Here is a 22,157-nt window from a genome sequence, read left to right as displayed (position 1 = left end):
GTGTAATTCTCCCATACGTATTAAACCCTGCCCTGGCGCAATTTTTATTGCCTTATCTGGACATCATTCACGAACTGTTAATTAGATATTCACAGTGCCAAATAATATAAAACCACATTTTTAGTGGTAGTTTGTGGCGGAGAATTTATTTCCAGACAAATAAAAGAACTGGAGTTAATAAGATGAGCAATCAAAATAACCAACATGCAATAACTACGCTGACGAACATTGTCGCCGACTTTACCGCCATGATTTCTACCCGCATGCCTGACGATGTTGTGGATAAATTAAAACAGCTGCGTGAAGGCGAAACCTCGCCGATGGGTAAAATCATCTACCACACCATGTTTGACAACATGCAGAAAGCTATCGACCTGAACCGCCCAGCCTGTCAGGACACCGGGGAGATTATGTTCTTCGTGAAGGTCGGTTCCCGTTTTCCGCTACTTGGCGAACTGCAAAGCATTCTGAAACAGGCTGTTGAAGATGCCACGGTAAAAGCGCCGCTGCGCCATAACGCGGTTGAGATTTTTGACGAAGTGAATACCGGAAAAAATACCGGTACCGGTGTGCCGTGGGTCACATGGGACATCATCCCTGATAACGATGACGCGGAAATCGAAGTCTACATGGCAGGCGGCGGCTGTACGCTGCCGGGGCGCTCGAAAGTGTTAATGCCTTCTGAAGGCTACGAAGGCGTGGTGAAATTTGTCTTCGAAAATATCTCCACGCTGGCAGTCAACGCTTGTCCGCCAGTGCTGGTGGGCGTAGGTATTGCCACCTCTGTAGAAACCGCTGCCGTGCTTTCTCGTAAAGCGGTGCTGCGCCCAATCGGATCACGCCATCCAAACCCAAAAGCGGCAGAACTGGAACTGCGCCTGGAAGAAGGACTTAACCGTCTGGGCATTGGGCCGCAAGGGTTGACCGGGAATAGCTCAGTGATGGGCGTGCATATCGAATCCGCCGCGCGCCACCCGTCGACTATCGGCGTTGCCGTCTCTACCGGCTGCTGGGCGCACCGTCGCGGCACGCTGTTGGTTCATGCCGACCTCTCCTTCGAAAACCTGTCTCACACCCGGAGCGCGTTATGAAAAAGATCCTCACAACCCCGATCAAAGCCGAAGATCTGGCAGACATTCGCGTTGGCGATGTCATTTACCTGACCGGCACGCTGGTGACCTGCCGTGACGTTTGCCACCGTCGCCTGATCGAACTGAAGCGCCCGATTCCTTATGACCTGAACGGCAAAGCCATTTTCCATGCGGGCCCGATCGTCCGTAAGAACGGTGAAAAATGGGAGATGGTCTCCGTCGGCCCAACTACCAGCATGCGTATGGAAGCGTTTGAGAAAGACTTTATCGAGCAGACGGGCGTCAAGCTGGTGGTCGGCAAAGGCGGCATGGGGCCGCTGACGGAAGAAGGCTGCAAACAGTTCAAAGCGCTGCACGTCATCTTCCCGGCTGGCTGTGCGGTCGTGGCGGCTACTCAGGTTGAAGAAATTGAAGAGGTACACTGGACCGAACTCGGCATGCCGGAATCTCTGTGGGTATGCCGGGTAAAAGAGTTCGGCCCGCTGATCGTTTCCATCGATACTCACGGTAATAACCTGATTGCCGAAAACAAAAAGCTGTTCGCTGAACGTCGCGATCCTATCGTCGAAGAAATCTGCGAGCACGTGCACTACATCAAATAACCCTCCCGGAGGGGCGTAACGCCTCTCCCTCTTTGCAGGGATACAACAATGGCACCTTTAGCTGGTTGGTGGCGATACCTGGCTCCGCTGGTGGTCATCGCCATTATTGCTGTTCTGCCCGTCCCCACCGGTCTTGAGAGTCACACCTGGCTCTATTTTGCCGTCTTTACCGGTGTGATTGTCGGGCTTATTCTGGAACCTGTACCGGGCGCGGTGGTGGCGATGATTGGCATTTCGATCATCGCCGTCCTTTCACCGTGGCTGCTGTTCAGTCCGGAGCAACTCGCGCAGGACGGTTTTAAATTTACTGCCAAATCGCTGTCGTGGGCGGTATCTGGATTCTCAAACTCGGTCATCTGGCTGATCTTCGCGGCCTTTATGTTTGGTACCGGCTATGAGAAAACCGGCCTTGGTCGGCGAATCGCGCTGATGCTGGTGAAAAAGATGGGGCACCGGACGTTATTTCTCGGCTATGCGGTGATGTTCTCCGAACTTATCCTCGCTCCCGTCACGCCTTCCAACTCCGCGCGCGGAGCCGGAATAATCTACCCGATTATCCGCAACCTGCCGCCGCTGTATAACTCGCAGCCCAATAGCGCCAGTTCACGCTCCATTGGCTCGTACATCATGTGGATGGGCATTGTCGCTGACTGCGTTACCAGCGCTATTTTCTTAACGGCGATGGCACCGAATCTGCTGTTGATCGGCCTGATGAAAGGCGCGTCCCACACGGCGCTGAGCTGGGGCGACTGGTTCTTAGGCATGCTGCCGCTGAGCATTTTACTGGTGCTGATCGTGCCGTGGCTGGCGTACCTGCTGTATCCACCGGTACTGAAATCCGGCGATCAGGTTCCACGTTGGGCGGATACAGAGCTAAAAGCGATGGGACCGCTCTGCGCTCGCGAGAAAAAGATGCTGGTACTGATGGTCGGCGCGTTAGTGCTGTGGATCTTCGGCGGCGACTACATTGACGCCGCAATGGTCGGATACAGCGTGGTGGCGTTGATGCTGGTACTACGCATCATTAGCTGGGATGACATCGTCAGCAATAAAGCCGCATGGAACGTCTTTTTCTGGCTGGCCTCGCTGATAACGCTCGCCACCGGGCTCAATAACACCGGTTTTATTACCTGGTTCGGCAAGCTGCTGGCGGGAGGACTGAGCGGCTATTCGCCGATGATGGTGATGGTGGCGCTGATCGTGGTGTTCTATCTGCTGCGCTACTTCTTTGCCAGCGCCACGGCGTATACCTCTGCCCTCGCGCCGATGATGATTGCCGCCGCGCTGGCAATGCCGGAAATCCCGCTACCGGTCTTCTGCCTGATGGTCGGCGCCGCCATTGGCCTGGGCAGCATTCTGACCCCGTACGCCACCGGTCCTAGCCCTATCTACTACGGCAGCGGTTATTTGCCAACGGTGGATTACTGGCGACTCGGCGCTATTTTTGGCCTGATTTTCCTCGTGCTGCTGGTGATCACCGGTCTGATCTGGATGCCCCTCGTTTTACTGTAATCTCCCTTGGGCGGCATATTGTCGCCCCTTAATCCATAAGCTTCTCATATGATCGATTTCCCGATGCGCTGAGGCATACTTTTTTGTATGCAAACACCCTCATGCTGATAGGGGAAACGCTCTGGACACGGTTGCGCACGAGACACTCACACGAGGCTGGCAGGCCGAACTGGAACTGCATTTTTCCTGCACCGGGCACAAAACGGTGCTCCCCTCGGCGCGTCATCATGGTCCATTGACGGTTCAGCGCCCGTTTTACCCGGAAGGGGACGTCTGCCATCTCTATTTGCTGCATCCACCTGCGGGGATCGTTGGCGGGGATGAGCTCCATATTGCCGTCACGCTCGACGAAAACAGCCATGCGTTAATCACCCAGCCCGGCGCGGGCAAGTTTTATCGCAGCCGAGGGCCACAAGCGTTGCTGCGCCAGCATTTTACCCTCGCCTCGCACGCCACGCTGGAGTGGCTGCCGCAGGATACGATCCTCTTTCCCGGCGCCAACGCCGCTATTCAGACCGTCTTTAATCTGACATCCGCAAGCCGCCTGCTGGCCTGGGATCTGCTGTGTCTTGGCCGACCGGTTATGCAGGAAACTTTCAGCCACGGCATGCTGCAAAATCGCCTGGAAGTGTGGCGAGATGGGCTGCCGCTGCTGATAGAACGCTTGATATTGCAGGAGGGGAATCTGAGCGGTGTCGCGCATCATCCTTGGGTCGGCACGTTGCTGTGTTATCCGGCCAACGAACACATGCTGGAGGGCACGCGGGAGCGGCTTATGGCGCTTGGCGATTACGCCGGGGCAACGCTTAACGACTCGCTGCTGACAATCCGTTTTCTTGCTAACGACAACCTGGTTGTTCAGCGCGTTATGCGTGACATCTGGCAATTTTTGCGCCCGCTGCTGACACATAAAACGCCTGTACTACCGAGAATCTGGCAAACCTAAGAGAACCCTTATGGAACTGACCCCCAGAGAAAAAGATAAGTTGTTGCTGTTTACCGCCGCGCTGGTGGCGGAACGTCGCCTGGCCCGCGGGCTGAAGCTGAACTACCCGGAATCGGTGGCGCTGATTAGCGCTTTCATCATGGAAGGGGCGCGCGACGGGCAAACCGTGGCCGCGCTGATGGAGGACGGGCGTCACGTCCTGCGCCGCGATCAGGTGATGGAAGGCGTACCGGAAATGATCCCGGATATTCAGGTTGAAGCCACGTTTCCGGACGGATCGAAGCTGGTCACTGTCCACAACCCGATCGTCTAAGGAGCGGCAATGATCCCAGGTGAATATCAGATCGCAAAAGGCAGTATCGCACTTAATCAGGGGCGAGAGATCTGCACGATCGTGGTGGAAAATCATGGCGACAGGCCCATCCAGGTGGGATCGCACTATCACTTTTTCGAAGTGAACCCGGCGCTGCACTTTGACAGGCTGGCCGCACGCGGCTTTCGTCTGAACATTGCTGCGGGCACAGCGGTGCGTTTTGAGCCAGGACAAAAACGCGAAGTCGAACTGGTGCGCGTTGCTGGCGCACAAAGGATCGTGGGTTTTCGCAGCGAAGTGATGGGCGCGCTGGAGGCAGATAATGAGTGACATTTCCCGGCAGGCGTACGCCGACATGTTTGGCCCAACCACTGGCGATAAAGTGCGCCTGGCGGATACCGACCTGTGGATCGAAGTGGAAAAAGACTTCACCACCTACGGTGAAGAGGTCAAATTCGGCGGCGGAAAAGTGATCCGCGACGGCATGGGCCAGGGGCAAATGCGCGCCGATGCATGTGTGGATCTGGTGATAACCAACGCGCTGATCGTCGATCACTGGGGGATCGTGAAAGCGGATATTGGTATCAAAGCCGGCAGGATCTTCGCCATCGGAAAGGCAGGTAATCCCGATATTCAGCCCAACGTTACGATCCCGATAGGCGTGGGAACTGAAGTCATCGCCGGGGAAGGCAAGATCGTCACCGCAGGCGGCGTGGATACGCATATTCACTGGATCTGCCCACAGCAGGCGCAAGAGGCGCTGGTTTCCGGCGTGACGACGATGATCGGCGGCGGCACCGGTCCGGCCGCGGGCACTCACGCCACCACCTGTACGCCGGGTCCGTGGTACATCGCACGCATGCTGCAGGCAGCAGACACGTTACCGGTTAACATCGGTTTACTGGGCAAAGGTAACGGCTCAAATCCTGACGCCTTGCGCGAGCAAATCACTGCAGGCGCAATTGGCCTGAAAATCCATGAAGACTGGGGCGCCACACCCGCCGCTATCGACTGCGCGCTGACCGTGGCCGACGAAATGGACATCCAGGTAGCGCTGCACAGCGACACGCTCAATGAGTCCGGTTTCGTGGAAGATACGCTGGCGGCGATTGGCGATCGCACCATTCATACTTTTCACACCGAAGGCGCGGGCGGCGGTCATGCGCCGGATATCATCACCGCCTGCGCGCATCCGAATATCCTGCCCTCCTCTACGAACCCGACGCTGCCCTATACCATCAACACCATCGACGAGCATCTCGACATGCTGATGGTTTGCCACCATCTCGATCCGGATATCGCCGAAGACGTGGCCTTTGCCGAATCACGCATTCGCCGGGAAACGATCGCTGCCGAAGATGTGCTGCATGACATTGGCGCCTTTTCCCTGACCTCGTCCGATTCGCAGGCAATGGGGCGCGTGGGCGAAGTGATCCTGCGTACCTGGCAGGTGGCGCACCGCATGAAGGTTCAGCGTGGCCCGTTGGCAGAAGAAACCGGTGACAACGACAACCTGCGCATTAAACGCTACGTCGCCAAATACACCATCAATCCGGCGCTAACCCACGGTATCGCCCATGAAGTCGGCTCCGTTGAACCTGGCAAACTGGCCGATCTGGTGCTGTGGTCACCGGCCTTCTTTGGCGTAAAACCGGCGACGATCGTTAAAGGCGGGATGATCGTCTGTGCGCCGATGGGCGACATCAATGCCTCGATTCCCACCCCGCAGCCGGTGCATTACCGCATGATGTTCGGCGCACTTGGCGCAGCGCGGCATCACACCCGGCTGACCTTTATTTCGCAGGCCGCTGATGCGCAAAACATCGCGCAGCAGCTCAACCTGCAAAGCGCCATCGCCGTCGTTAAAGGCTGCAGAACAGTGAAAAAGGCCAACATGATCCACAACGACCTGCAACCCAATATCACCGTCGATGCTCAGACCTACGAGGTGCGTATTGATGGCGAACTGATTACCAGCGAACCGGCAAACGTTTTGCCGATGGCACAACGCTATTTTCTGTTCTGAGGAGTGACGATGATCTACCTGACCCAACGCCTTGACCACGCTCACCGCGTCACCGCAAGCGTCACACTACCCATTGATATGCGGGTAAAAAGTCGTGCCAGAGTGGCGCTGAACGACGGTCGCGAAGCCGGGCTGATGCTACCGCGCGGTTTGCTGTTACGCGGTGGCGACCTGCTGACCACCGACGATGGCAGCGAGGTGATCGAAGTGATCGCCGCGCCGGAGTCGGTTTCCGTGGTGCGCTGCTCCGATCCTTTCCTGCTCGCCAAAGCCTGTTATCACCTCGGCAATCGCCACGTTCCGCTACAAATTCTGCCGGATGAACTGCGTTACCACCACGATCATGTGCTGGACGCCATGCTGCGCCAGTTCAACCTCGAGGTGACGTTCGCTCAACTACCGTTTGAACCGGAAGCAGGCGCTTATGCCAGTGAATCGCACGGGCATCATCACGGCCATGCGCACTGATGCATAACACCCAACAGTTGCGTCTGATGCAGCTCGCCAGCAGCGCACTCCCGGTGGGATCGTTTACCTGGTCCCAGGGTCTGGAGTGGGCGGTGGAGATTGGCTGGGTGAAAAGCGTCGATGACTTCTCTGACTGGCAAATTCAACAGATGGAGCAGAACTTTTTTACCGTCGACCTACCGCTGCTGGCGAGACTGTATCGCGCCTGCGAGCAGGACGATCTCGATGCCGCGCGCCGCTGGAGCGCTTACCTGTTGGCCTGCCGGGAAACTCGCGAACTGCGGGATGAAGAACGCAGTCGGGGCGCGGCGTTTACGCGGCTGGTCACCGACTGGGAGGCGGATTGCTCGCGAGAGTGGCGCACTCTCTTCACCGACAGCCAACTCTGCGGCATGGCCTGGCTGGCCGTGCGCTGGAGAATTCCCCTGACCGAACTGGCGTTAAGTCTCGGCTACAGCTGGATTGAGAGCGCTGTGATGGCTGGCGTCAAGCTGGTTCCTTTTGGACAACAGGCGGCCCAGCGTTTGATTATTGCGCTCTGCGATCGCTATGCGCAGGGTCTGGCACAGGCGCTGGCGACGCCTGACGCCAGTCTCGGCTCCGCAACGCCGTTGGCCGCTATCGCGTCTGCCCGGCATGAAACCCAATATTCCCGATTATTCCGCTCCTGAGGAGAAAAAATGAGTAACTACAAGCATCCCCTGCGTGTGGGCGTTGGCGGCCCGGTCGGCTCCGGCAAAACGGCGCTGCTGGAAGCGTTATGCAAAGCCATGCGCAGTAGCTATCAACTGGCGGTAGTCACCAACGATATCTACACCAAAGAAGATCAGCGCATTCTCACCGAGGCGGGCGCACTGGAGCCAGACAGGATCGTCGGTGTGGAAACCGGCGGCTGCCCGCATACTGCTATCCGCGAAGATGCATCGATGAATCTGGCTGCCGTAGAGGCGCTGAGCGAGAAATTCGGCAATCTGGATCTGATTTTTGTGGAAAGCGGTGGCGATAACCTGAGCGCCACCTTCAGTCCGGAATTAGCGGATCTGACGATCTATGTGATCGACGTTGCCGAAGGCGAGAAGATCCCGCGTAAAGGCGGTCCTGGGATCACTAAATCCGATTTTCTGGTTATCAATAAAACCGATCTGGCCCCTTACGTCGGCGCCTCGCTGGAGGTGATGGAACGCGATACCCTGCGTATGCGCGGGGAGCGTCCGTGGACGTTCAGTAATTTAAAATCCGGAGAGGGTCTGGAAAAAATTATCGCGTTTCTGGAAGAGAAAGGAATGCTGCGGATGTAGCGTCTTGCCCGGTAACATTGCGCCACCGGGCAAAAAATCACGCCGCCGGTAATTCCGCCAGCGGCCAGCGTGGGCGCACGGTTACGCCAAGATCCGCCGTTGCGCCCGCTTTAAAACGCACCATGCCCGCGTAGGCGATCATCGCCCCGTTGTCGGTACAAAATTCCGGACGCGCGTAAAATACTTCGCCACGACGTTTTTGCATCATCTCGGCCAGTTTTGCGCGTAGCGTACGGTTAGCGCTCACGCCCCCCGCCATCACCAGACGTTTAAAACCGGTTTGATCCAACGCGCGTTTGCACTTGATCATCAGCGTATCAACTACCGCATCTTCAAAGGCACGGGCGATATCTGCGCGCGTCTGATCGTCATTTTCGTTATTACGAATGGTATTCGCGGCAAAGGTTTTCAGCCCGGAGAAGCTGAAATCCAGCCCCGGACGATCGGTCATCGGGCGCGGGAAGACAAAACGTTTTTCAACGCCTTGCGAGGCCAGCTTTGACAACATTGGACCGCCAGGATAATCCAGCCCCAGCAGCTTGGCGGTTTTGTCGAACGCTTCGCCAGCAGCATCATCAATCGATTCGCCGAGTAATTCATACTGACCGATACCGGTGACGCTGATCAGCTGCGTGTGACCGCCGGAAACCAGCAGCGCGACGAACGGGAACGCAGGGGGATTATCTTCCAGCATTGGCGCCAGCAGATGCCCTTCCATGTGGTGCACAGGAATTGCCGGTACGCCCCAGGCGAACGCCAGCGAACGTCCTACGGTTGCGCCAACCAGCAGCGCGCCAACCAGACCAGGACCTGCGGTATACGCCACCGCATCAATCTCTTTTGCAGTCAGTCCCGCCTCTTTCAGCGCGGCCTGGATCAGCGGTACGGTTTTACGTACGTGATCGCGCGAGGCCAGTTCTGGCACTACGCCGCCGTAGTCAGCGTGTAATTTCACCTGACTATACAATTGGTTGGCTAAAAGACCTTTTTCATCGTCGTAAATGGCGATGCCGGTTTCATCGCAGGATGTTTCAATACCCAGTACACGCATGACTTGTTTTACCTCGCTCTATTACCGCGCAGTGTAGGACCAATGCGGGTTGATGTAAAACTTTGTTCGCCCCAGGAGTTCCGCTCGTGTATACTCCTTGTCCTTATAAAAGTCCCTTTCAAAATCGCGTCGGTGCTTTACAAAGCAGCAGCAATTGCAGTAAAATTCCGCACCATTTTGAAATAAGCTGGCGTTGATGCCAGCGGCAAACCGAATTTATTAAAGGTGAGAGTTACATGCCGGTAATTAAAGTACGTGAAAACGAGCCGTTCGACGTAGCACTGCGTCGCTTCAAGCGTTCATGCGAAAAAGCAGGTGTTCTGGCGGAAGTTCGTCGTCGTGAGTTCTATGAAAAACCGACTACCGAACGTAAGCGCGCTAAAGCTTCTGCTGTGAAACGTCACGCGAAGAAACTGGCTCGCGAAAACGCACGCCGTACTCGTCTGTACTAATCTATTGAGAGCCAAAGCTCTCAATTCAGACTGAGTTGTAGTTGTAAGGCCGTGCTTCCGGAAGGAATGCGCGGCTTATTTTCGTTTATACACGTCATCATTCAAGCTGCCTCAGTGTTGGCTGCAGTCGCTCACCCCAGTCACGTACTGATGTACGCTCCTGAGGATTCGCTTCCTTGCCGCCTTGATGCATCCTGAATGATTTTGTGTATATGAGTCATCAAAAAACAGGGGCTTATGGCTGGACGAATTCCTCGCGTTTTTATCAATGACCTGCTGGCAAGAACCGACATCGTCGATCTCATCGACGCGCGGGTAAAGCTGAAAAAGCAGGGCAAAAATTATCACGCGTGCTGTCCGTTCCATAACGAAAAAACCCCCTCTTTCACCGTAAACGGTGAAAAACAGTTTTATCACTGCTTTGGGTGTGGCGCGCATGGCAACGCCGTCGACTTTCTCATGAACTACGACAAGCTCGAGTTTGTGGAAACCGTCGAAGAACTGGCCGCAATGCACAACCTTGAAGTGCCCTATGAAGCAGGCAGTGGCCCCAGTCAGATAGAGCGCCATCAACGGCAAAGCCTTTATCAATTGATGGATGGCCTGAACACTTTTTATCAACAGTCTTTGATGCAACCCGCCGCTACCCCTGCGCGCCAGTACCTGGAAAAGCGAGGATTAAGTAGCGACGTTATCACCCGTTTTGCTATTGGTTTTGCGCCCCCCGGCTGGGACAACGTCCTGAAACGGTTTGGCGGCAATGCTGAAAATCGCAAATCGCTGGTTGATGCGGGGATGTTGGTCACCAACGATCAGGGACGCAGTTACGATCGCTTCCGCGAACGGGTGATGTTCCCCATCCGCGACAAACGTGGTCGGGTCATTGGTTTTGGTGGACGCGTGCTGGGCGATGCCCTGCCGAAGTATCTGAACTCCCCGGAAACCGATATTTTCCATAAAGGTCGCCAGCTGTATGGTCTTTATGAAGCCCAGCAGGATAACGCCGATCCACAGCGCCTGTTAGTGGTAGAAGGCTATATGGATGTGGTGGCGCTGGCGCAATACGGCATTAACTACGCCGTGGCATCCCTTGGGACGTCAACCACCGCCGATCACATCCAACTGTTGTTCCGCGCGACGAACAACGTAATTTGCTGTTACGACGGCGACCGTGCCGGACGCGACGCAGCATGGCGCGCGCTGGAAACCGCACTGCCCTATATGACAGACGGACGCCAGCTACGCTTTATGTTTTTACCTGACGGCGAAGATCCCGATACGCTAGTGCGCAAAGAAGGGAAAGAGGCCTTTGAAGCGCGGATGGAGCAGGCGCTGCCGCTCTCTGCGTTTTTATTTAACAGCCTGTTGCCGCAGGTGGATTTGAGTACCCCAGACGGACGCGCACAGCTCAGCACGCTGGCATTACCGCTGATTACTCAAGTACCAGGCGAAACGTTGCGCATTTACCTGCGACAGGAGTTGGGAAACAAGCTCGGCATTCTGGATGACAGCCAGCTTGAACGTTTAATGCCAAAACTGGCAGAAAATGGGGCTTCCCGCCCTGTTCCACAGCTAAAACGTACGACCATGCGTATACTTATAGGGTTGCTGGTGCAGAACCCGGAGCTCGCCCCGCTGGTTCCACCGTTAGGGGCACTGGATAGCAATAAGCTGCCTGGACTTGGCTTATTCAGAGAACTGGTCAACACTTGTCTGGCTCAGCCAGGTCTGACCACCGGGCAACTTTTAGAACACTATCGTGGCACAAATGATGCTGCGACCCTTGAAAAACTGTCGATGTGGGACGATATAGCAGATAAAGATATCGCAGAAAAAACCTTCACCGACTCACTCAACCATATGTTTGATTCGATGCTTGAACTGCGCCAGGAAGAGTTGATAGCTCGTGAGCGCACACACGGTTTAAGCAGCGAAGAACGCCGGGAACTCTGGACGCTGAACCAGGAACTGGCCAAGAAATAAGAGAAAGACAAAACAAAGACAAAATCATTCGCGTTGTATCAAGGCAGCAAGTGAACGAACGCCTGGGAGTGTACATAAGTACATGACCAGGATGACAAATCCGCCGGAAGCGGATTTGAACGCTGCTTGCGGCGGCCCCGTAAGGGGCGAGGCTCAGGATGAGCCGAGTAACGAACGCAGCTAACGCAGAGACAACGTGAAAGATGAAGTATTTAACGGCTTAACTGCCGAATATCGATCGGGAAGCCCCCGACAGCCGCACGGAGAGGCAGCGGCAAAATATAAGTATGCCCTCGTTTTGCCGTTGGCGGTTTTACCGCCCAACACCAATCAAACGAATTAAGTGTGGATACCGTCTTATGGAGCAAAACCCGCAGTCACAGCTGAAGCTTCTTGTCCAACGTGGTAAGGAGCAAGGCTATCTGACCTATGCCGAGGTCAATGACCATCTGCCGGAAGATATCGTCGATTCAGATCAAATCGAAGACATCATCCAAATGATCAATGACATGGGTATTCAGGTGATGGAAGAAGCACCTGATGCCGATGATCTGCTGCTTGCTGAAACCTCCAACAGCACCGATGAAGACGCGGAAGAAGCGGCTGCCCAGGTTCTGTCCAGCGTTGAGTCCGAAATCGGTCGTACAACTGACCCGGTCCGCATGTACATGCGTGAAATGGGTACCGTTGAACTGTTAACCCGCGAAGGCGAAATCGACATCGCTAAACGCATCGAAGACGGGATTAACCAGGTTCAATGCTCCGTTGCCGAATACCCGGAAGCTATCACCTACCTGCTTGAGCAGTACGATCGCGTAGAAGCTGAAGAAGCACGTCTTTCCGATCTGATCACTGGCTTTGTCGATCCAAACGCGGAAGAAGACATGGCGCCCACGGCGACCCACGTCGGTTCTGAACTCTCTCAGGAAGAGATGGATGACGATGAAGACGAAGATGAAGAAGATGGCGACGACGACAGCAGCGATGACGACAACAGCATCGACCCTGAGTTAGCGCGTGAAAAATTCGGTGAACTGCGTACTCAGTACGAAATCACTCGCGACACCATCAAAGCGAAAGGCCGCAGCCATGCTGCCGCGCAGGAAGAAATTCAGAAGCTGTCCGAAGTGTTCAAACAGTTCCGCCTGGTGCCGAAGCAGTTCGACTACCTGGTAAACAGCATGCGCGTCATGATGGACCGCGTGCGTACTCAGGAACGTCTGATCATGAAGCTCTGCGTTGAGCAGTGCAAAATGCCGAAGAAAAACTTCATCACCCTGTTCACTGGTAACGAAACCAGCGAAACCTGGTTCAACGCGGCAATCGCGATGAACAAACCGTGGTCTGAAAAACTGCACGATGTGGCAGATGACGTTCACCGCGGCCTGCAGAAACTGCAGCAGATTGAAGAAGAAACCGGCCTGACCATCGAGCAGGTTAAAGATATCAACCGTCGCATGTCCATCGGTGAAGCGAAAGCCCGCCGTGCGAAAAAAGAGATGGTTGAAGCGAACTTACGTCTGGTTATCTCTATCGCTAAAAAATACACCAACCGTGGCCTGCAGTTCCTGGATCTGATTCAGGAAGGTAACATCGGTCTGATGAAAGCGGTTGATAAGTTTGAATACCGTCGTGGTTACAAGTTCTCCACCTATGCAACCTGGTGGATCCGTCAGGCGATCACCCGTTCGATCGCGGATCAGGCGCGTACCATCCGTATCCCGGTACATATGATTGAGACCATTAACAAGCTCAACCGTATCTCCCGTCAGATGCTGCAAGAGATGGGCCGCGAGCCAACGCCGGAAGAACTGGCTGAACGCATGCTGATGCCAGAAGACAAGATCCGTAAAGTGCTGAAGATCGCTAAAGAGCCTATCTCCATGGAAACGCCGATCGGCGACGATGAAGATTCGCATCTGGGTGATTTCATCGAGGATACCACCCTCGAGTTGCCGCTGGACTCTGCGACTACCGAGAGCCTGCGTGCCGCAACGCACGACGTTCTGGCTGGCCTGACCGCCCGTGAAGCGAAAGTTCTGCGTATGCGTTTCGGTATCGATATGAACACCGACCACACGCTGGAAGAAGTCGGTAAACAGTTCGACGTTACCCGCGAACGTATCCGTCAGATCGAAGCGAAAGCGCTGCGTAAACTGCGCCACCCGAGCCGCTCTGAAGTACTGCGTAGCTTCCTCGACGATTAATCGTTTCTGTTATTAAGAAGCTCCCTCCGGGGAGCTTTTTTTTTTTGGGATTTTCCGCAGTGTACAAAAATTGGTAGGGGGCATTGCCTATACACGCAATTGTAAATGATATTTATTTTCATTATCATTTTCTTTTCGTAAACAACTGTAAAGAAAAATGACATGAATTTAAAAACATTAAAAAATCAGTCCCTCTGCGCGCTTGCGATTTCACTGGCACTTTATACCGGTTCAGCCCTGGCAAAAGACTTTACTGAGGATCAGTTCGCCTCTCAGACGCTTGGTCATGGCGTTTACGAACTGGCTTATGACGCCGGACAACAGGCTATCTATGCAGCCTCTGCCCCCTCTTTCGACAAAGATAAAACCGCCGGTGAAGTGTTCCTGTTTTCAACTGAATCATTAAAAGTCGATGAGCGGATCGCCACCGAACGCCGTCCTTTTGCGGTCTCACTGGATGAACCTAACCACATTCTCTGGCTAGGTAATGCGCTGGATGGCTCACTGACCCTGCTGGATACCCGCACCCATAAAGAAGTGAAAATGCTTCAGCTTGCAGACGAAGAAAATAAAGCCCACGTTCGTGAAGTGGTGCTCGACAAGAAGCACCACCGTCTGTATGTCTCCGGTATTGGCAGTGAAAATAAAGGTGTGCTGTGGGTTGTCGACACGCATAACCAGAAACTATTACACGCCCTCAAAGGGATGGATCCGGTCGGTTTCGCCGTTGATGAAGCTGGCGATAAAGTTTACGCCGTCACTGGCAAAGGCGAACTGGTTACCCTGGATGGCAAAACGTCGCAGGTTCTGTCGCGTGTGAAGGTTGACCCCTCCGAGCCGAAGCATTACTTCCTGAACATCGCGTTGAACACGGCCAAAGGCATCGGATTTATCGCCGATACCAACACCGCCGACGTGCTGGTAGTCCAACTGGACAGCGGTAAAATTGTTCACCGCGTTCCCACGCCAAACTCTATCGCTGCGGTCTATAACCCTGCCCGCAACGAAGTGTATGTTACCCATCGCAATGCCCGTCAGATTAGCGTTATCGATGCCAACACTTACAGCCTGAAGCACACCATCAAAACGGCGGCAATGCCAAACAGCATGGTGCTTTCTCCTGACAGCAAAACGCTCTTCGTTAGCGTGAAGCAGGATGAAAAAGCCAACAAGGCTGACTATGTACTCAAGCTCGATTTAACCCAGTTCTGAGGAATGCGTTGTGATTAACCAGACTCGTACCGCGCTGGCGATTTCGCTCGCCCTTGCCAGCCTCCCGGCGACCGTTTTCGCCGAAGAAACCACACCAGATAATGAAGATCAACTGGTGGTCACCGCCACCGGTTTCGCACAGGAACGCCGTGAGGCACCGGCGACCATCTCCGTCGTCGGCGAGAAAGAACTGAACACCCGCTCTAACCAGAACGTCACCGAAGCCCTTCGCGAGATGCCCGGCGTATTGGTGGGTAATGGCAACGGTAGCCTTGCCACAGGCGATGTGCAGATGCGCGGCATGGACTCGACCTATACCTCCTACATGGTCAACGGCATCAAACAAGGCACCCGCGAATCGCGTCCTTACGGACACCATATCGGGACAGAGGCTGCCTTTTTACCGCCGCTTGCTGCTATCGAGCGAATCGAGGTGATTCGCGGACCGATGTCCTCACTGTATGGCTCTGACTCCATCGGCGGCGTGGTCAACGTCATCACCAAAAAAGGCTACAACCTCGATAAATGGACAGGTGTGCTGGAAGATAACTACTTCCTGCAAGAGAAGAGCGAGTACGGTAACACCAACCAGACCAATGTCTTCCTGATGGGGCCAATTATCCCCAGCAAGCTCGGAGTGAGCGTAGCGGCGGATTATCTTGATCGCCGTGATGACGACAGCATCTCCGATGAGCGCTTTGTGAAGCACCAGGCTGGCAATCTGGATGCCACCATCAACATGTCGCCGACCGACACCCAACTGTGGGATTTGAACGTCGTCAAAGGGCATCAGGTAAAATCACACAATGATAAAGCCTGGCAATGGGACTTTGACCGCGATGCCGCTTCACTTGCGCAGCATGCCTGGTACGGCGACGATCTGCTGGAAGTGAAGAACTTCATCAGCTACGAGAACGCTAAAACCGAGTATCGTGTGCCGGGCATGAGTTCGCAGTTCATTAAGCAGAAAAACTATGAAGCCAACAGCGCGAACACCTTTACGCTGGGCGACCACAAGCTGACGCTGGGGATCAACTTCACCCGTAATGAGCTGGACGACACTTTCGGCATCGAAAACAAAGAAGTGCCGGGCATAACGCCGGTCAGCAAGATCACCCGTGACGGCTGGGCCATCTTCGCGGAGGATGCCTGGATGATGGTTCCGGACTTCACCCTCACCACCTCGGCGCGTCTCGATCACGACAGCTACTTTGGCTACCACGTCACGCCAAAACTCTACGGTAACTGGACGATTGACGAAAGCTGGGCGCTGAAGGGCGGCGTATCGGCGGGCTATAAAAAACCGGACCTGCGTGAGAACAATGAAGGCTTCACCAGCGTCTACGGTTCGTATCCGTATTCCTTCATTGGGATCGGTAACGATGACCTGAAACCTGAGCAGAGTGTCAACACCGAGCTGGGCGTCTACTGGCAACAGGACACACTGGCACTGGATGCAACCGTGTTCTTCACCAAATTCAAGGACAAGATCAGCGACTACACCATCTGTACCGCAACGGCCACGCAGAAGTGCATTTACAACGGGTATGAAGCGGAAGAAGTCTCGCAGTATTTCAACGTCAGCGACGCGGAAATCTATGGCCTGGAGCTGAACGGCGACTGGCAGGTCACTACCGCGCTGAAAGCGAACGCGAACTACACCTATACCCACAGCGAGCAAAAGAGCGGTCAGTACAAGGGAGAGGCACTGAACGAGTTCCCGACGAGCATGGCCAACCTGTCTCTGACATGGAATGCACTTAACGATCTTGAACTGTGGAGCAAAGCCAGCTGGCGCAGCAATACGCCTGACATCGGCAAATCAACGTCAACCGACGCCTATGCGCTGGTCGATTTAGGGGCACGCTACCATCTCAACAAGAGCATCACATTGATGGCGGGGGTTTATAACCTGTTCGACGTGAACCCAATCTACAAAACGTCCTATAACCAGTCTTCCATCCTGGAAGGACGCCGCTACAACATGGGCGCACGCTTCGAGTTCTGACAGTGACGCCGGAGCCTAAGGCTCCGGCAGTTACAGGCCGCGCGCCTTCAACACCACATTCACTTCCCGATACGCCTCTACCAGTTTATCCAGCGTGATCCGGCTTAACCCGCTGGGATTCGGCAATACCCATATTTGCGTCGCGCCAATGGTCAGCGTCTGTTTTCCCCACTGCGCCCCACGCTGGCTAAGCCCCTGCTCAAATGCCTGCTTCCCGAGGATAGCGAGCGCGGCCGGCTGATACTCTTCTATTTTCTCAACGAGCAGACGACCGCCGTTGCGCATCTCCAGGAGCTTGACTTCATTGGCTTGTACCGTCGGCCTGTCGACAAATTTCGTTACGCCGCAGCGGAAATCCAGCAGATGCTGTGCCTCTTCAGGTTTAAGCTGGCGATCGGTAAATCCTGCCTGATGAATGACTTTCCAGAAGCGATTAGCGGGATGTGCAAAGGGGAATCCTGTACCTGCGGAAGATAACCCCGGATTGATGCCGCAAAATACCACCCGCAGCCCCGGTGCCAGTATGTCCTTAACCATAATTACTCCGAACAATACATCAGAGGAACAAGTATAACGGACTGAAAATACATTGTTTATAAAAACAGCATCCGTACGCTTATGTCTGGATTGCAACGCGGAGTTACTTTATAATCCACCGCCACGGCCCCTTAGCTCAGTGGTTAGAGCAGGCGACTCATAATCGCTTGGTCGCTGGTTCAAGTCCAGCAGGGGCCACCAAACAAAACAAGGAGTTAGATGAAAAATCGTCTGACTCCTTTTTCGTTTTATACGAATTGGGTCAGGTAATGGGTCAGGTAAGGAATTGCCTCCCTGCCCTCTTCATCTCGCAGCCAGCATCCCCGGATAGTGCTTCGCCACAATATCATTCATCTTTTCTGTCAGATCACACCGCTTAAAAATGATGTGCGCTGTTCCTTTCTGGAAGTAACGTATACTGAAAAAATCATCTTCGTAGACATCCTTCGAAGGGTTGTCCCGAATATGCTCCATCAACCGTGTAGTGACATCGCCACGATTGTCAGGTATCGGTTTACCATCGAGCAGAAACAACATTCTCTCCAGGTCCGCTAGTTGATCTCGTCGCCAACCCCAGTTAAGACTGAATCCCCAGCGATTGTGACTCACCAGATTGTTGACGATGATTTTCTTATTGAAGCTACAAGGACTATTGGTTTTGTAATCCCACGACAGCCCTTTGAAGACATTGATAATGCCACGCTCAAATACATCCATTTTGTTCCGATGTAGTTGCTCAAAAGTACTGAGGATATTCGCCTCACTGATGGCAGGCAGATCCCCTTCCTCCAGGTTCTTATGCCACTGGTCACGAGCCTGAGCATCCATCAATGCCATCATGCCAGACTTCAACATCAAGTCTCGCCAGATACTACGGTCGATATTACGGGTGATAGCAGGCAGTGCTTTATCAGTATTTTCAGTCATCCAACTGTCGTAACGGTGCCCAACTTTCATTGCCCAATCTTGCGCTGTACCACCGCCGATTTCTGAGGTTAGCCGGGAAATGCTGTCAAGCTGCTGGATAAGTTGCTCGATCTGTTTTAGTGCTGTATCACGGCCTGTCACTATGCGTTCAATGCTGGTCGAGCAAATTAGCTCGCTATGATCGGTTAATACTTCAGCTTCTGTTTGCATGATAGTTTGTCCGTAAAAAGCAAACGCGCCCACCAGGTAATGGCAGACGCATTATGCAATAAGTAAACAAGGGAGAAAGATCAGGAATGTAATTCAGGAAGGTTGTACGCAATATTTACCGTACTGCATTGTTACGGCTTTGTCGCAACAAGCCAGTTGCCTGTCGCGCTCGCAGAATATCTACAGCCCGAAGATAAGGCGATTGTTCCTGCCAGCGAAACCCCTTGCGATCGATACGCACCAGTTCATATTTTTCCACCAAAAAATTTACGGCATCGGCCAGCGTGATCCCGGCATCAATGTGTTCCTGAATTACGGTTTCATCACTGAACGGGGTATCGTTTAGCGTCAGGCCATAGTGTTTTTCGAACAATCGGGTCAGCAGCATTTGCCAGACTGTCACGGGTGACAGGCAGGGCTTCACCGCCCGCGAAGTTGTTGCAGGTTGAGGTTTCATGTTTGCTCTCGTGAAGGTAATTAACGCTGAGTGGGGTAAATGGCGATGTATACGTAGCCGCAACTGCCAAAGGTATCGGCTTCGCAGGTAAAACCATTGTGATACAGGGCGACACCGTGGGCATGGCGAGGATTCATTTCACCAGTGGTCAGCATCGATTCCATCTGGCTGATAAAGTGCGGGAATGTTTCATCCAGCTTCCGGCATTCGGCGTCACTGAATTTACCGGTGATACTGGCCCGGTCAGCCAGATAATGCAGTTGGTTCCCCTCCTGTACCAGACGGGCTCCAAGACGCGGCGTGGTATCCCGCTGCAGGCCCCATGTAATGTTGCTCATTTATAACCACCTTTATTGTCAGTTCAGAGTGATACTCATCAGACAGGCATAGGGCCCGTTGCAGTCCTGGCGGCGTTCGGCGTATACCGCCAGCACGCCGGGAATGTCAGGAACTACCTTACCGGTGTAATGACAGACACTGCCGTGCCACTGGTATCTGCCGGTGCAGTATCGAAAAATGCGTGAGGCCGGATGCTGACGGTAAATTGTCATCGCCCGGCGTTTACTGATAATTTTCATGTAATACCTCAAAGCAGACCATGCTCAGCGAACGACAATATCTGCGTACCACCGACGATAAGGTGGTCAGGCACACGGATATCAACGAGCTGAAGCGCCTGCACCAAACGCTGCGTTATGGTCTTATCTGCCTGGCTGGGCGTGGTATCGCCGGAGGGGTGGTTATGTGCCAGTATCACTGCTGCTGCATTGAAATACAGGGCGCGTTTGACCACCTCACGGGGATGTATCTCGGTGCTGCTAATGGAACCGACAAACAGGGTTTCATGGGCAATCAATTGGTTCTGCTGATTCAGGTACAGCACCATAAACTCTTCGCGCTCCAGCCCCGCCATTTTCAGTTTCAGCCAGTCACGGGCAGCCTGAGTGGAGGTAAATGCCACGCCTGTTTCGCGCAGGTGTCGGTCAAGCAGGGTTAAGGCGCGTTTTACCGTACGTTGTGCGGTCAGTGGAAGTGCCGGAGCCTGTGGGATAAGTGACTGTTCCATCATGAATATCCTTAATCAATAATGCGAAAAATGGCGTGGGATTCAGGGTGCTGCAGGGCATAGTCCCGCAGGCGGTAATAGTGCTCCGTCATGGCATCGCATTCGGTGCGACAGGCGTGATGGCTGTATTCAATCAGGCAGACAGCAATACCTGCGGCTTCTGCGCTCATTTCCGCACCATTGCCGTTCATGCCGTTGAACAGATGCCATTTATCGTCACTGTCAGCATCAGGGGTCATAAACGCGCCGCCATTGCTGAGCGTGTAAAAGGACCAGATACCACCGCTGTACTCATCACAGAAGCGGTCCATCCAGGCGAAAATACGGGGTTCCAGCGTTATCCACTGAGGGATAGCGCCAAAGTGCAGCGGCCAGAAATGGATGCGCTGCTCGTCAGGTACTGGTGTTGCAGTGAGGTCAAATTGAGGTTCATTAGCGGACATCAATTCGCATTGCGTTTGTGTCGTCATGGATATTATCCGTCAATAAAAACGCCAGCGACGATGGCTGGCGTATGGGAAATAAAGGACATGCAGGGATGATTAATGGGTGTGGTCAGGAGGAGGATGCTCTGAGGATGCCTGACTTGCGGATATAACGGTTAAGCCCTTCACCGGCATCAGGTTCAAAGCACCACGCCCGCCAGACCATTCGACCTTCAGAGTCTCGAACCACCAGGCGGAAGTGGCTGCGCTGGTCATCTTCAATAGCGATATTTTTATACCGGCTGGTAACCGCTTCAGCCTGCTGTCGGGTGAACGGTCCCGGTGGCAACATATGAGATTCAGACATTCGGTGTACCTTAAAAACAAAAGCCCCTGACGCAGATGCGTCAGGGGCTGTGGGAGTTTGCATGTGTAGGGGGATTGTCAGTAACCGGTTTGCACCTTATACAGCCGCAGGGTTTTACTGCCCCGGACAATTTTCACATACAGGGCATTATCTTTCGTGCCTCGCACAAAACCGGCCTGCACATCGCCCTTACAGTCACCACCATCGTAAGGAATATTGACACCGGTCTGGTGCACCAGGTCGATAACCCCGAAGCTTAAGTCCTCACAGGCCGGGCCCGGCAGGTCCTGAATCAGGGTAAATTTATGATCATCGCTGACACCGGTCAGTGAGCACGTGGAGGTGTTGATGTCGTTTCCCTGGCACCAGTACTCTTGTCCGGGATTGTCTTTATCCATCAGGCTTACCGGAAGCTGAGCGGCACCGGCACTGAATGCGGCAAGTGACAGAATGAGGGCGGGTACAGCAGAGGTCATTATTTTCAGCATGGTTTTCTTCCTGAATTAATCCAGCCCGCTGTCGGGCAAAATGAGGGAGGTTGGTATCGGGTATTATCAGAAGCGCCGGTAGCGAAACAGCTCTTTGCCCTGGTAAAGTGCCACCAGGTCGTCATATTCAGGCTTCTTCTGGTTGGGCTTAAAGGTCACTACTGTGCCCGGACGGCACAGGTCTTTTACGGTGAGACCGAATTTCTTGTCCGGAGTAATGGTGAATCCCTTCGACACATCGTTGCGCATGATAGTTATCCAGCCCCACAGGCCGCCTTCGCAGTCTTTAAAAGGTGCTGAACGCACCGTGACCATCCCGCTCTGACGGTCAACAGACATGGCTTCGCATTTTCCGGTAACCTGACGATGCGCATCACACCAGAAAATATTCCCGTTGTTGTCATTGACGACTGCAGGTAGCGTCCGGTTATAGGGTTGGGCCTGAGCCCCTGCACAAAGCAGAAGGCTGCCGGTAATGCCCAGTATTTTAATCAGTGTTTTCATTACGTTG

The 22,157-nt window shown here is 54.0% G+C and carries 26 protein-coding genes and 1 tRNA gene; 16 read left to right on the top strand and 11 right to left on the bottom strand.

What is annotated here, in order from left to right; translation table 11 throughout:
- Positions 1 to 182: 182 nt before the first annotated feature.
- The 10 genes from ttdA to ureG all read left to right on the top strand — a co-directional run bounded on the left by ttdA (position 183) and on the right by ureG (position 8,256).
- Positions 183 to 1,091: a L(+)-tartrate dehydratase subunit alpha gene (gene ttdA / locus SK39_RS15070; RefSeq protein WP_016150995.1), complete on the top strand. Its 909-nt coding sequence runs from the start codon at positions 183 to 185 to the stop codon at positions 1,089 to 1,091.
- On the top strand, positions 1,088 to 1,693 hold the full coding sequence (gene ttdB, locus SK39_RS15065; RefSeq protein WP_032937359.1) for a L(+)-tartrate dehydratase subunit beta: 606 nt from the start codon (positions 1,088 to 1,090) through the stop codon (positions 1,691 to 1,693). Before ttdA ends, ttdB begins: the two co-directional genes overlap by 4 nt.
- Before the next feature lie 48 nt (positions 1,694 to 1,741).
- Positions 1,742 to 3,205 (top strand): anion permease, encoded by a 1,464-nt coding sequence (locus SK39_RS15060; RefSeq protein WP_032937357.1) that lies wholly within the window; start codon positions 1,742 to 1,744, stop codon positions 3,203 to 3,205.
- A 121-nt stretch (positions 3,206 to 3,326) separates the two neighbouring features.
- The gene (locus tag SK39_RS15055; RefSeq protein WP_197090007.1) at positions 3,327 to 4,151 is read left to right on the top strand and encodes an urease accessory protein UreD; all 825 of its coding nucleotides are present in this window, start codon (positions 3,327 to 3,329) and stop codon (positions 4,149 to 4,151) included.
- Between the two features lie 10 nt (positions 4,152 to 4,161).
- Positions 4,162 to 4,464, top strand: coding sequence for an urease subunit gamma (locus tag SK39_RS15050; RefSeq protein WP_003024678.1), 303 nt, complete (start codon positions 4,162 to 4,164; stop codon positions 4,462 to 4,464).
- A 9-nt stretch (positions 4,465 to 4,473) separates the two neighbouring features.
- Positions 4,474 to 4,794 (top strand): urease subunit beta, encoded by a 321-nt coding sequence (locus SK39_RS15045; protein ID WP_003024680.1) that lies wholly within the window; start codon positions 4,474 to 4,476, stop codon positions 4,792 to 4,794.
- Entirely contained in the window at positions 4,787 to 6,490 is a 1,704-nt protein-coding gene (gene ureC, locus SK39_RS15040; RefSeq protein ID WP_032937350.1) for an urease subunit alpha, read from the top strand. The genes SK39_RS15045 and ureC overlap by 8 nt, the downstream gene beginning before the upstream one ends.
- 9 nt (positions 6,491 to 6,499) lie before the next feature.
- Positions 6,500 to 6,958, top strand: coding sequence for an urease accessory protein UreE (gene ureE / locus SK39_RS15035; RefSeq protein ID WP_032937349.1), 459 nt, complete (start codon positions 6,500 to 6,502; stop codon positions 6,956 to 6,958).
- Positions 6,958 to 7,629 carry an urease accessory protein UreF gene (locus SK39_RS15030; RefSeq protein ID WP_032937347.1) on the top strand — a complete coding sequence of 224 codons (672 nt, stop codon included), beginning with the start codon at positions 6,958 to 6,960 and terminating at the stop codon, positions 7,627 to 7,629. The genes ureE and SK39_RS15030 overlap by 1 nt, the downstream gene beginning before the upstream one ends.
- 9 nt (positions 7,630 to 7,638) lie before the next feature.
- On the top strand, positions 7,639 to 8,256 hold the full coding sequence (ureG, locus tag SK39_RS15025) for an urease accessory protein UreG (protein ID WP_003838095.1): 618 nt from the start codon (positions 7,639 to 7,641) through the stop codon (positions 8,254 to 8,256).
- 37 nt (positions 8,257 to 8,293) lie between these two features.
- On the opposite strand, the gene tsaD is transcribed toward ureG, so the two are convergent.
- Positions 8,294 to 9,307: a tRNA (adenosine(37)-N6)-threonylcarbamoyltransferase complex transferase subunit TsaD gene (gene tsaD / locus SK39_RS15020; RefSeq protein WP_003024694.1), complete on the bottom strand. Its 1,014-nt coding sequence runs from the start codon at positions 9,305 to 9,307 to the stop codon at positions 8,294 to 8,296.
- 236 nt (positions 9,308 to 9,543) lie between these two features.
- On the opposite strand from tsaD, the gene rpsU reads away from it, so the two are divergent.
- From rpsU to SK39_RS14995, 5 genes are all read left to right on the top strand, one after another.
- Positions 9,544 to 9,759, top strand: coding sequence for a 30S ribosomal protein S21 (gene rpsU / locus SK39_RS15015; protein WP_001144069.1), 216 nt, complete (start codon positions 9,544 to 9,546; stop codon positions 9,757 to 9,759).
- 237 nt (positions 9,760 to 9,996) lie between these two features.
- Positions 9,997 to 11,742 (top strand): DNA primase, encoded by a 1,746-nt coding sequence (gene dnaG, locus SK39_RS15010; protein ID WP_003024697.1) that lies wholly within the window; start codon positions 9,997 to 9,999, stop codon positions 11,740 to 11,742.
- Between the two features lie 359 nt (positions 11,743 to 12,101).
- The gene (rpoD, locus tag SK39_RS15005) at positions 12,102 to 13,949 is read left to right on the top strand and encodes an RNA polymerase sigma factor RpoD (protein WP_003024699.1); all 1,848 of its coding nucleotides are present in this window, start codon (positions 12,102 to 12,104) and stop codon (positions 13,947 to 13,949) included.
- A 162-nt stretch (positions 13,950 to 14,111) separates the two neighbouring features.
- Entirely contained in the window at positions 14,112 to 15,161 is a 1,050-nt protein-coding gene (gene yncE, locus SK39_RS15000) for a 7-bladed beta-propeller protein YncE (RefSeq protein ID WP_003846277.1), read from the top strand.
- A gap of 10 nt (positions 15,162 to 15,171) precedes the next feature.
- Complete coding sequence (locus SK39_RS14995; protein ID WP_003838090.1) at positions 15,172 to 17,169, top strand: TonB-dependent receptor domain-containing protein; 1,998 nt, start codon at positions 15,172 to 15,174, stop codon at positions 17,167 to 17,169.
- Between the two features lie 30 nt (positions 17,170 to 17,199).
- On the opposite strand, the gene mug is transcribed toward SK39_RS14995, so the two are convergent.
- A complete protein-coding gene (gene mug / locus SK39_RS14990; RefSeq protein ID WP_046670279.1) occupies positions 17,200 to 17,706 on the bottom strand; it encodes a G/U mismatch-specific DNA glycosylase in 507 nt (168 codons plus the stop codon).
- Positions 17,707 to 17,831: 125 nt separating this feature from the next.
- Between mug and SK39_RS14985 the strand changes: the two genes are divergently transcribed.
- Positions 17,832 to 17,907 (top strand) — tRNA-Ile (locus SK39_RS14985).
- A 102-nt stretch (positions 17,908 to 18,009) separates the two neighbouring features.
- Here SK39_RS14985 and SK39_RS14980 read toward each other — a convergent pair.
- The 9 genes from SK39_RS14980 to SK39_RS14940 form a co-directional block, all read right to left on the bottom strand.
- A complete protein-coding gene (locus SK39_RS14980; RefSeq protein ID WP_048217154.1) occupies positions 18,010 to 18,843 on the bottom strand; it encodes a DUF4942 domain-containing protein in 834 nt (277 codons plus the stop codon).
- Positions 18,844 to 18,958: 115 nt separating this feature from the next.
- Positions 18,959 to 19,300, bottom strand: coding sequence for a TA system toxin CbtA family protein (locus SK39_RS14975; RefSeq protein WP_048217153.1), 342 nt, complete (start codon positions 19,298 to 19,300; stop codon positions 18,959 to 18,961).
- A gap of 20 nt (positions 19,301 to 19,320) precedes the next feature.
- The gene (locus tag SK39_RS14970) at positions 19,321 to 19,638 is read right to left on the bottom strand and encodes a type IV toxin-antitoxin system YeeU family antitoxin (protein ID WP_048217152.1); all 318 of its coding nucleotides are present in this window, start codon (positions 19,636 to 19,638) and stop codon (positions 19,321 to 19,323) included.
- Between the two features lie 18 nt (positions 19,639 to 19,656).
- A complete protein-coding gene (locus SK39_RS14965) occupies positions 19,657 to 19,878 on the bottom strand; it encodes a DUF987 domain-containing protein (protein WP_047062281.1) in 222 nt (73 codons plus the stop codon).
- An 8-nt stretch (positions 19,879 to 19,886) separates the two neighbouring features.
- Complete coding sequence (gene radC, locus SK39_RS14960) at positions 19,887 to 20,369, bottom strand: RadC family protein (RefSeq protein WP_048217151.1); 483 nt, start codon at positions 20,367 to 20,369, stop codon at positions 19,887 to 19,889.
- 8 nt (positions 20,370 to 20,377) lie between these two features.
- On the bottom strand, positions 20,378 to 20,836 hold the full coding sequence (locus SK39_RS14955) for an antirestriction protein (protein ID WP_048217150.1): 459 nt from the start codon (positions 20,834 to 20,836) through the stop codon (positions 20,378 to 20,380).
- 85 nt (positions 20,837 to 20,921) lie between these two features.
- A complete protein-coding gene (locus SK39_RS14950; RefSeq protein WP_048217149.1) occupies positions 20,922 to 21,158 on the bottom strand; it encodes a DUF905 domain-containing protein in 237 nt (78 codons plus the stop codon).
- 77 nt (positions 21,159 to 21,235) lie between these two features.
- Positions 21,236 to 21,646, bottom strand: coding sequence for a hypothetical protein (locus SK39_RS14945; protein WP_048217148.1), 411 nt, complete (start codon positions 21,644 to 21,646; stop codon positions 21,236 to 21,238).
- Between the two features lie 66 nt (positions 21,647 to 21,712).
- Positions 21,713 to 22,150 carry a hypothetical protein gene (locus tag SK39_RS14940; protein ID WP_048217420.1) on the bottom strand — a complete coding sequence of 146 codons (438 nt, stop codon included), beginning with the start codon at positions 22,148 to 22,150 and terminating at the stop codon, positions 21,713 to 21,715.
- Positions 22,151 to 22,157 lie beyond the last annotated feature (7 nt).

This window comes from Citrobacter sp. BIDMC107 (assembly GCF_001037575.1).
Lineage (GTDB): Bacteria > Pseudomonadota > Gammaproteobacteria > Enterobacterales > Enterobacteriaceae > Citrobacter > Citrobacter freundii.
Note: the sequence above shows the minus strand (reverse complement) of the source record. Positions and strands in the feature narration are given on the sequence as shown.

Bases quoted from the DNA above. Each gene is read 5' to 3' on its own strand.
- tsaD (WP_003024694.1), bottom strand. From the start codon at position 9,307: ATGCGTGTACTGGGTATTGAAACATCCTGCGATGAAACCGGCATCGCC.
- ttdA (WP_016150995.1), top strand. From the start codon at position 183: ATGAGCAATCAAAATAACCAACATGCAATAACTACGCTGACGAACATT.
- SK39_RS14980 (WP_048217154.1), bottom strand. From the start codon at position 18,843: ATGCAAACAGAAGCTGAAGTATTAACCGATCATAGCGAGCTAATTTGC.
- SK39_RS14965 (WP_047062281.1), bottom strand. From the start codon at position 19,878: ATGAAAATTATCAGTAAACGCCGGGCGATGACAATTTACCGTCAGCAT.
- ureE (WP_032937349.1), top strand. From the start codon at position 6,500: ATGATCTACCTGACCCAACGCCTTGACCACGCTCACCGCGTCACCGCA.
- ureG (WP_003838095.1), top strand. From the start codon at position 7,639: ATGAGTAACTACAAGCATCCCCTGCGTGTGGGCGTTGGCGGCCCGGTC.
- ureC (WP_032937350.1), top strand. From the start codon at position 4,787: ATGAGTGACATTTCCCGGCAGGCGTACGCCGACATGTTTGGCCCAACC.
- SK39_RS14970 (WP_048217152.1), bottom strand. From the start codon at position 19,638: ATGAGCAACATTACATGGGGCCTGCAGCGGGATACCACGCCGCGTCTT.
- mug (WP_046670279.1), bottom strand. From the start codon at position 17,706: ATGGTTAAGGACATACTGGCACCGGGGCTGCGGGTGGTATTTTGCGGC.
- SK39_RS14955 (WP_048217150.1), bottom strand. From the start codon at position 20,836: ATGACGACACAAACGCAATGCGAATTGATGTCCGCTAATGAACCTCAA.
- ttdB (WP_032937359.1), top strand. From the start codon at position 1,088: ATGAAAAAGATCCTCACAACCCCGATCAAAGCCGAAGATCTGGCAGAC.
- yncE (WP_003846277.1), top strand. From the start codon at position 14,112: ATGAATTTAAAAACATTAAAAAATCAGTCCCTCTGCGCGCTTGCGATT.
- SK39_RS15050 (WP_003024678.1), top strand. From the start codon at position 4,162: ATGGAACTGACCCCCAGAGAAAAAGATAAGTTGTTGCTGTTTACCGCC.
- SK39_RS14975 (WP_048217153.1), bottom strand. From the start codon at position 19,300: ATGAAACCTCAACCTGCAACAACTTCGCGGGCGGTGAAGCCCTGCCTG.
- radC (WP_048217151.1), bottom strand. From the start codon at position 20,369: ATGATGGAACAGTCACTTATCCCACAGGCTCCGGCACTTCCACTGACC.
- SK39_RS15030 (WP_032937347.1), top strand. From the start codon at position 6,958: ATGCATAACACCCAACAGTTGCGTCTGATGCAGCTCGCCAGCAGCGCA.
- SK39_RS15060 (WP_032937357.1), top strand. From the start codon at position 1,742: ATGGCACCTTTAGCTGGTTGGTGGCGATACCTGGCTCCGCTGGTGGTC.
- rpoD (WP_003024699.1), top strand. From the start codon at position 12,102: ATGGAGCAAAACCCGCAGTCACAGCTGAAGCTTCTTGTCCAACGTGGT.
- SK39_RS14950 (WP_048217149.1), bottom strand. From the start codon at position 21,158: ATGTCTGAATCTCATATGTTGCCACCGGGACCGTTCACCCGACAGCAG.
- dnaG (WP_003024697.1), top strand. From the start codon at position 9,997: ATGGCTGGACGAATTCCTCGCGTTTTTATCAATGACCTGCTGGCAAGA.
- SK39_RS15045 (WP_003024680.1), top strand. From the start codon at position 4,474: ATGATCCCAGGTGAATATCAGATCGCAAAAGGCAGTATCGCACTTAAT.
- SK39_RS14940 (WP_048217420.1), bottom strand. From the start codon at position 22,150: ATGAAAACACTGATTAAAATACTGGGCATTACCGGCAGCCTTCTGCTT.
- SK39_RS14945 (WP_048217148.1), bottom strand. From the start codon at position 21,646: ATGCTGAAAATAATGACCTCTGCTGTACCCGCCCTCATTCTGTCACTT.
- rpsU (WP_001144069.1), top strand. From the start codon at position 9,544: ATGCCGGTAATTAAAGTACGTGAAAACGAGCCGTTCGACGTAGCACTG.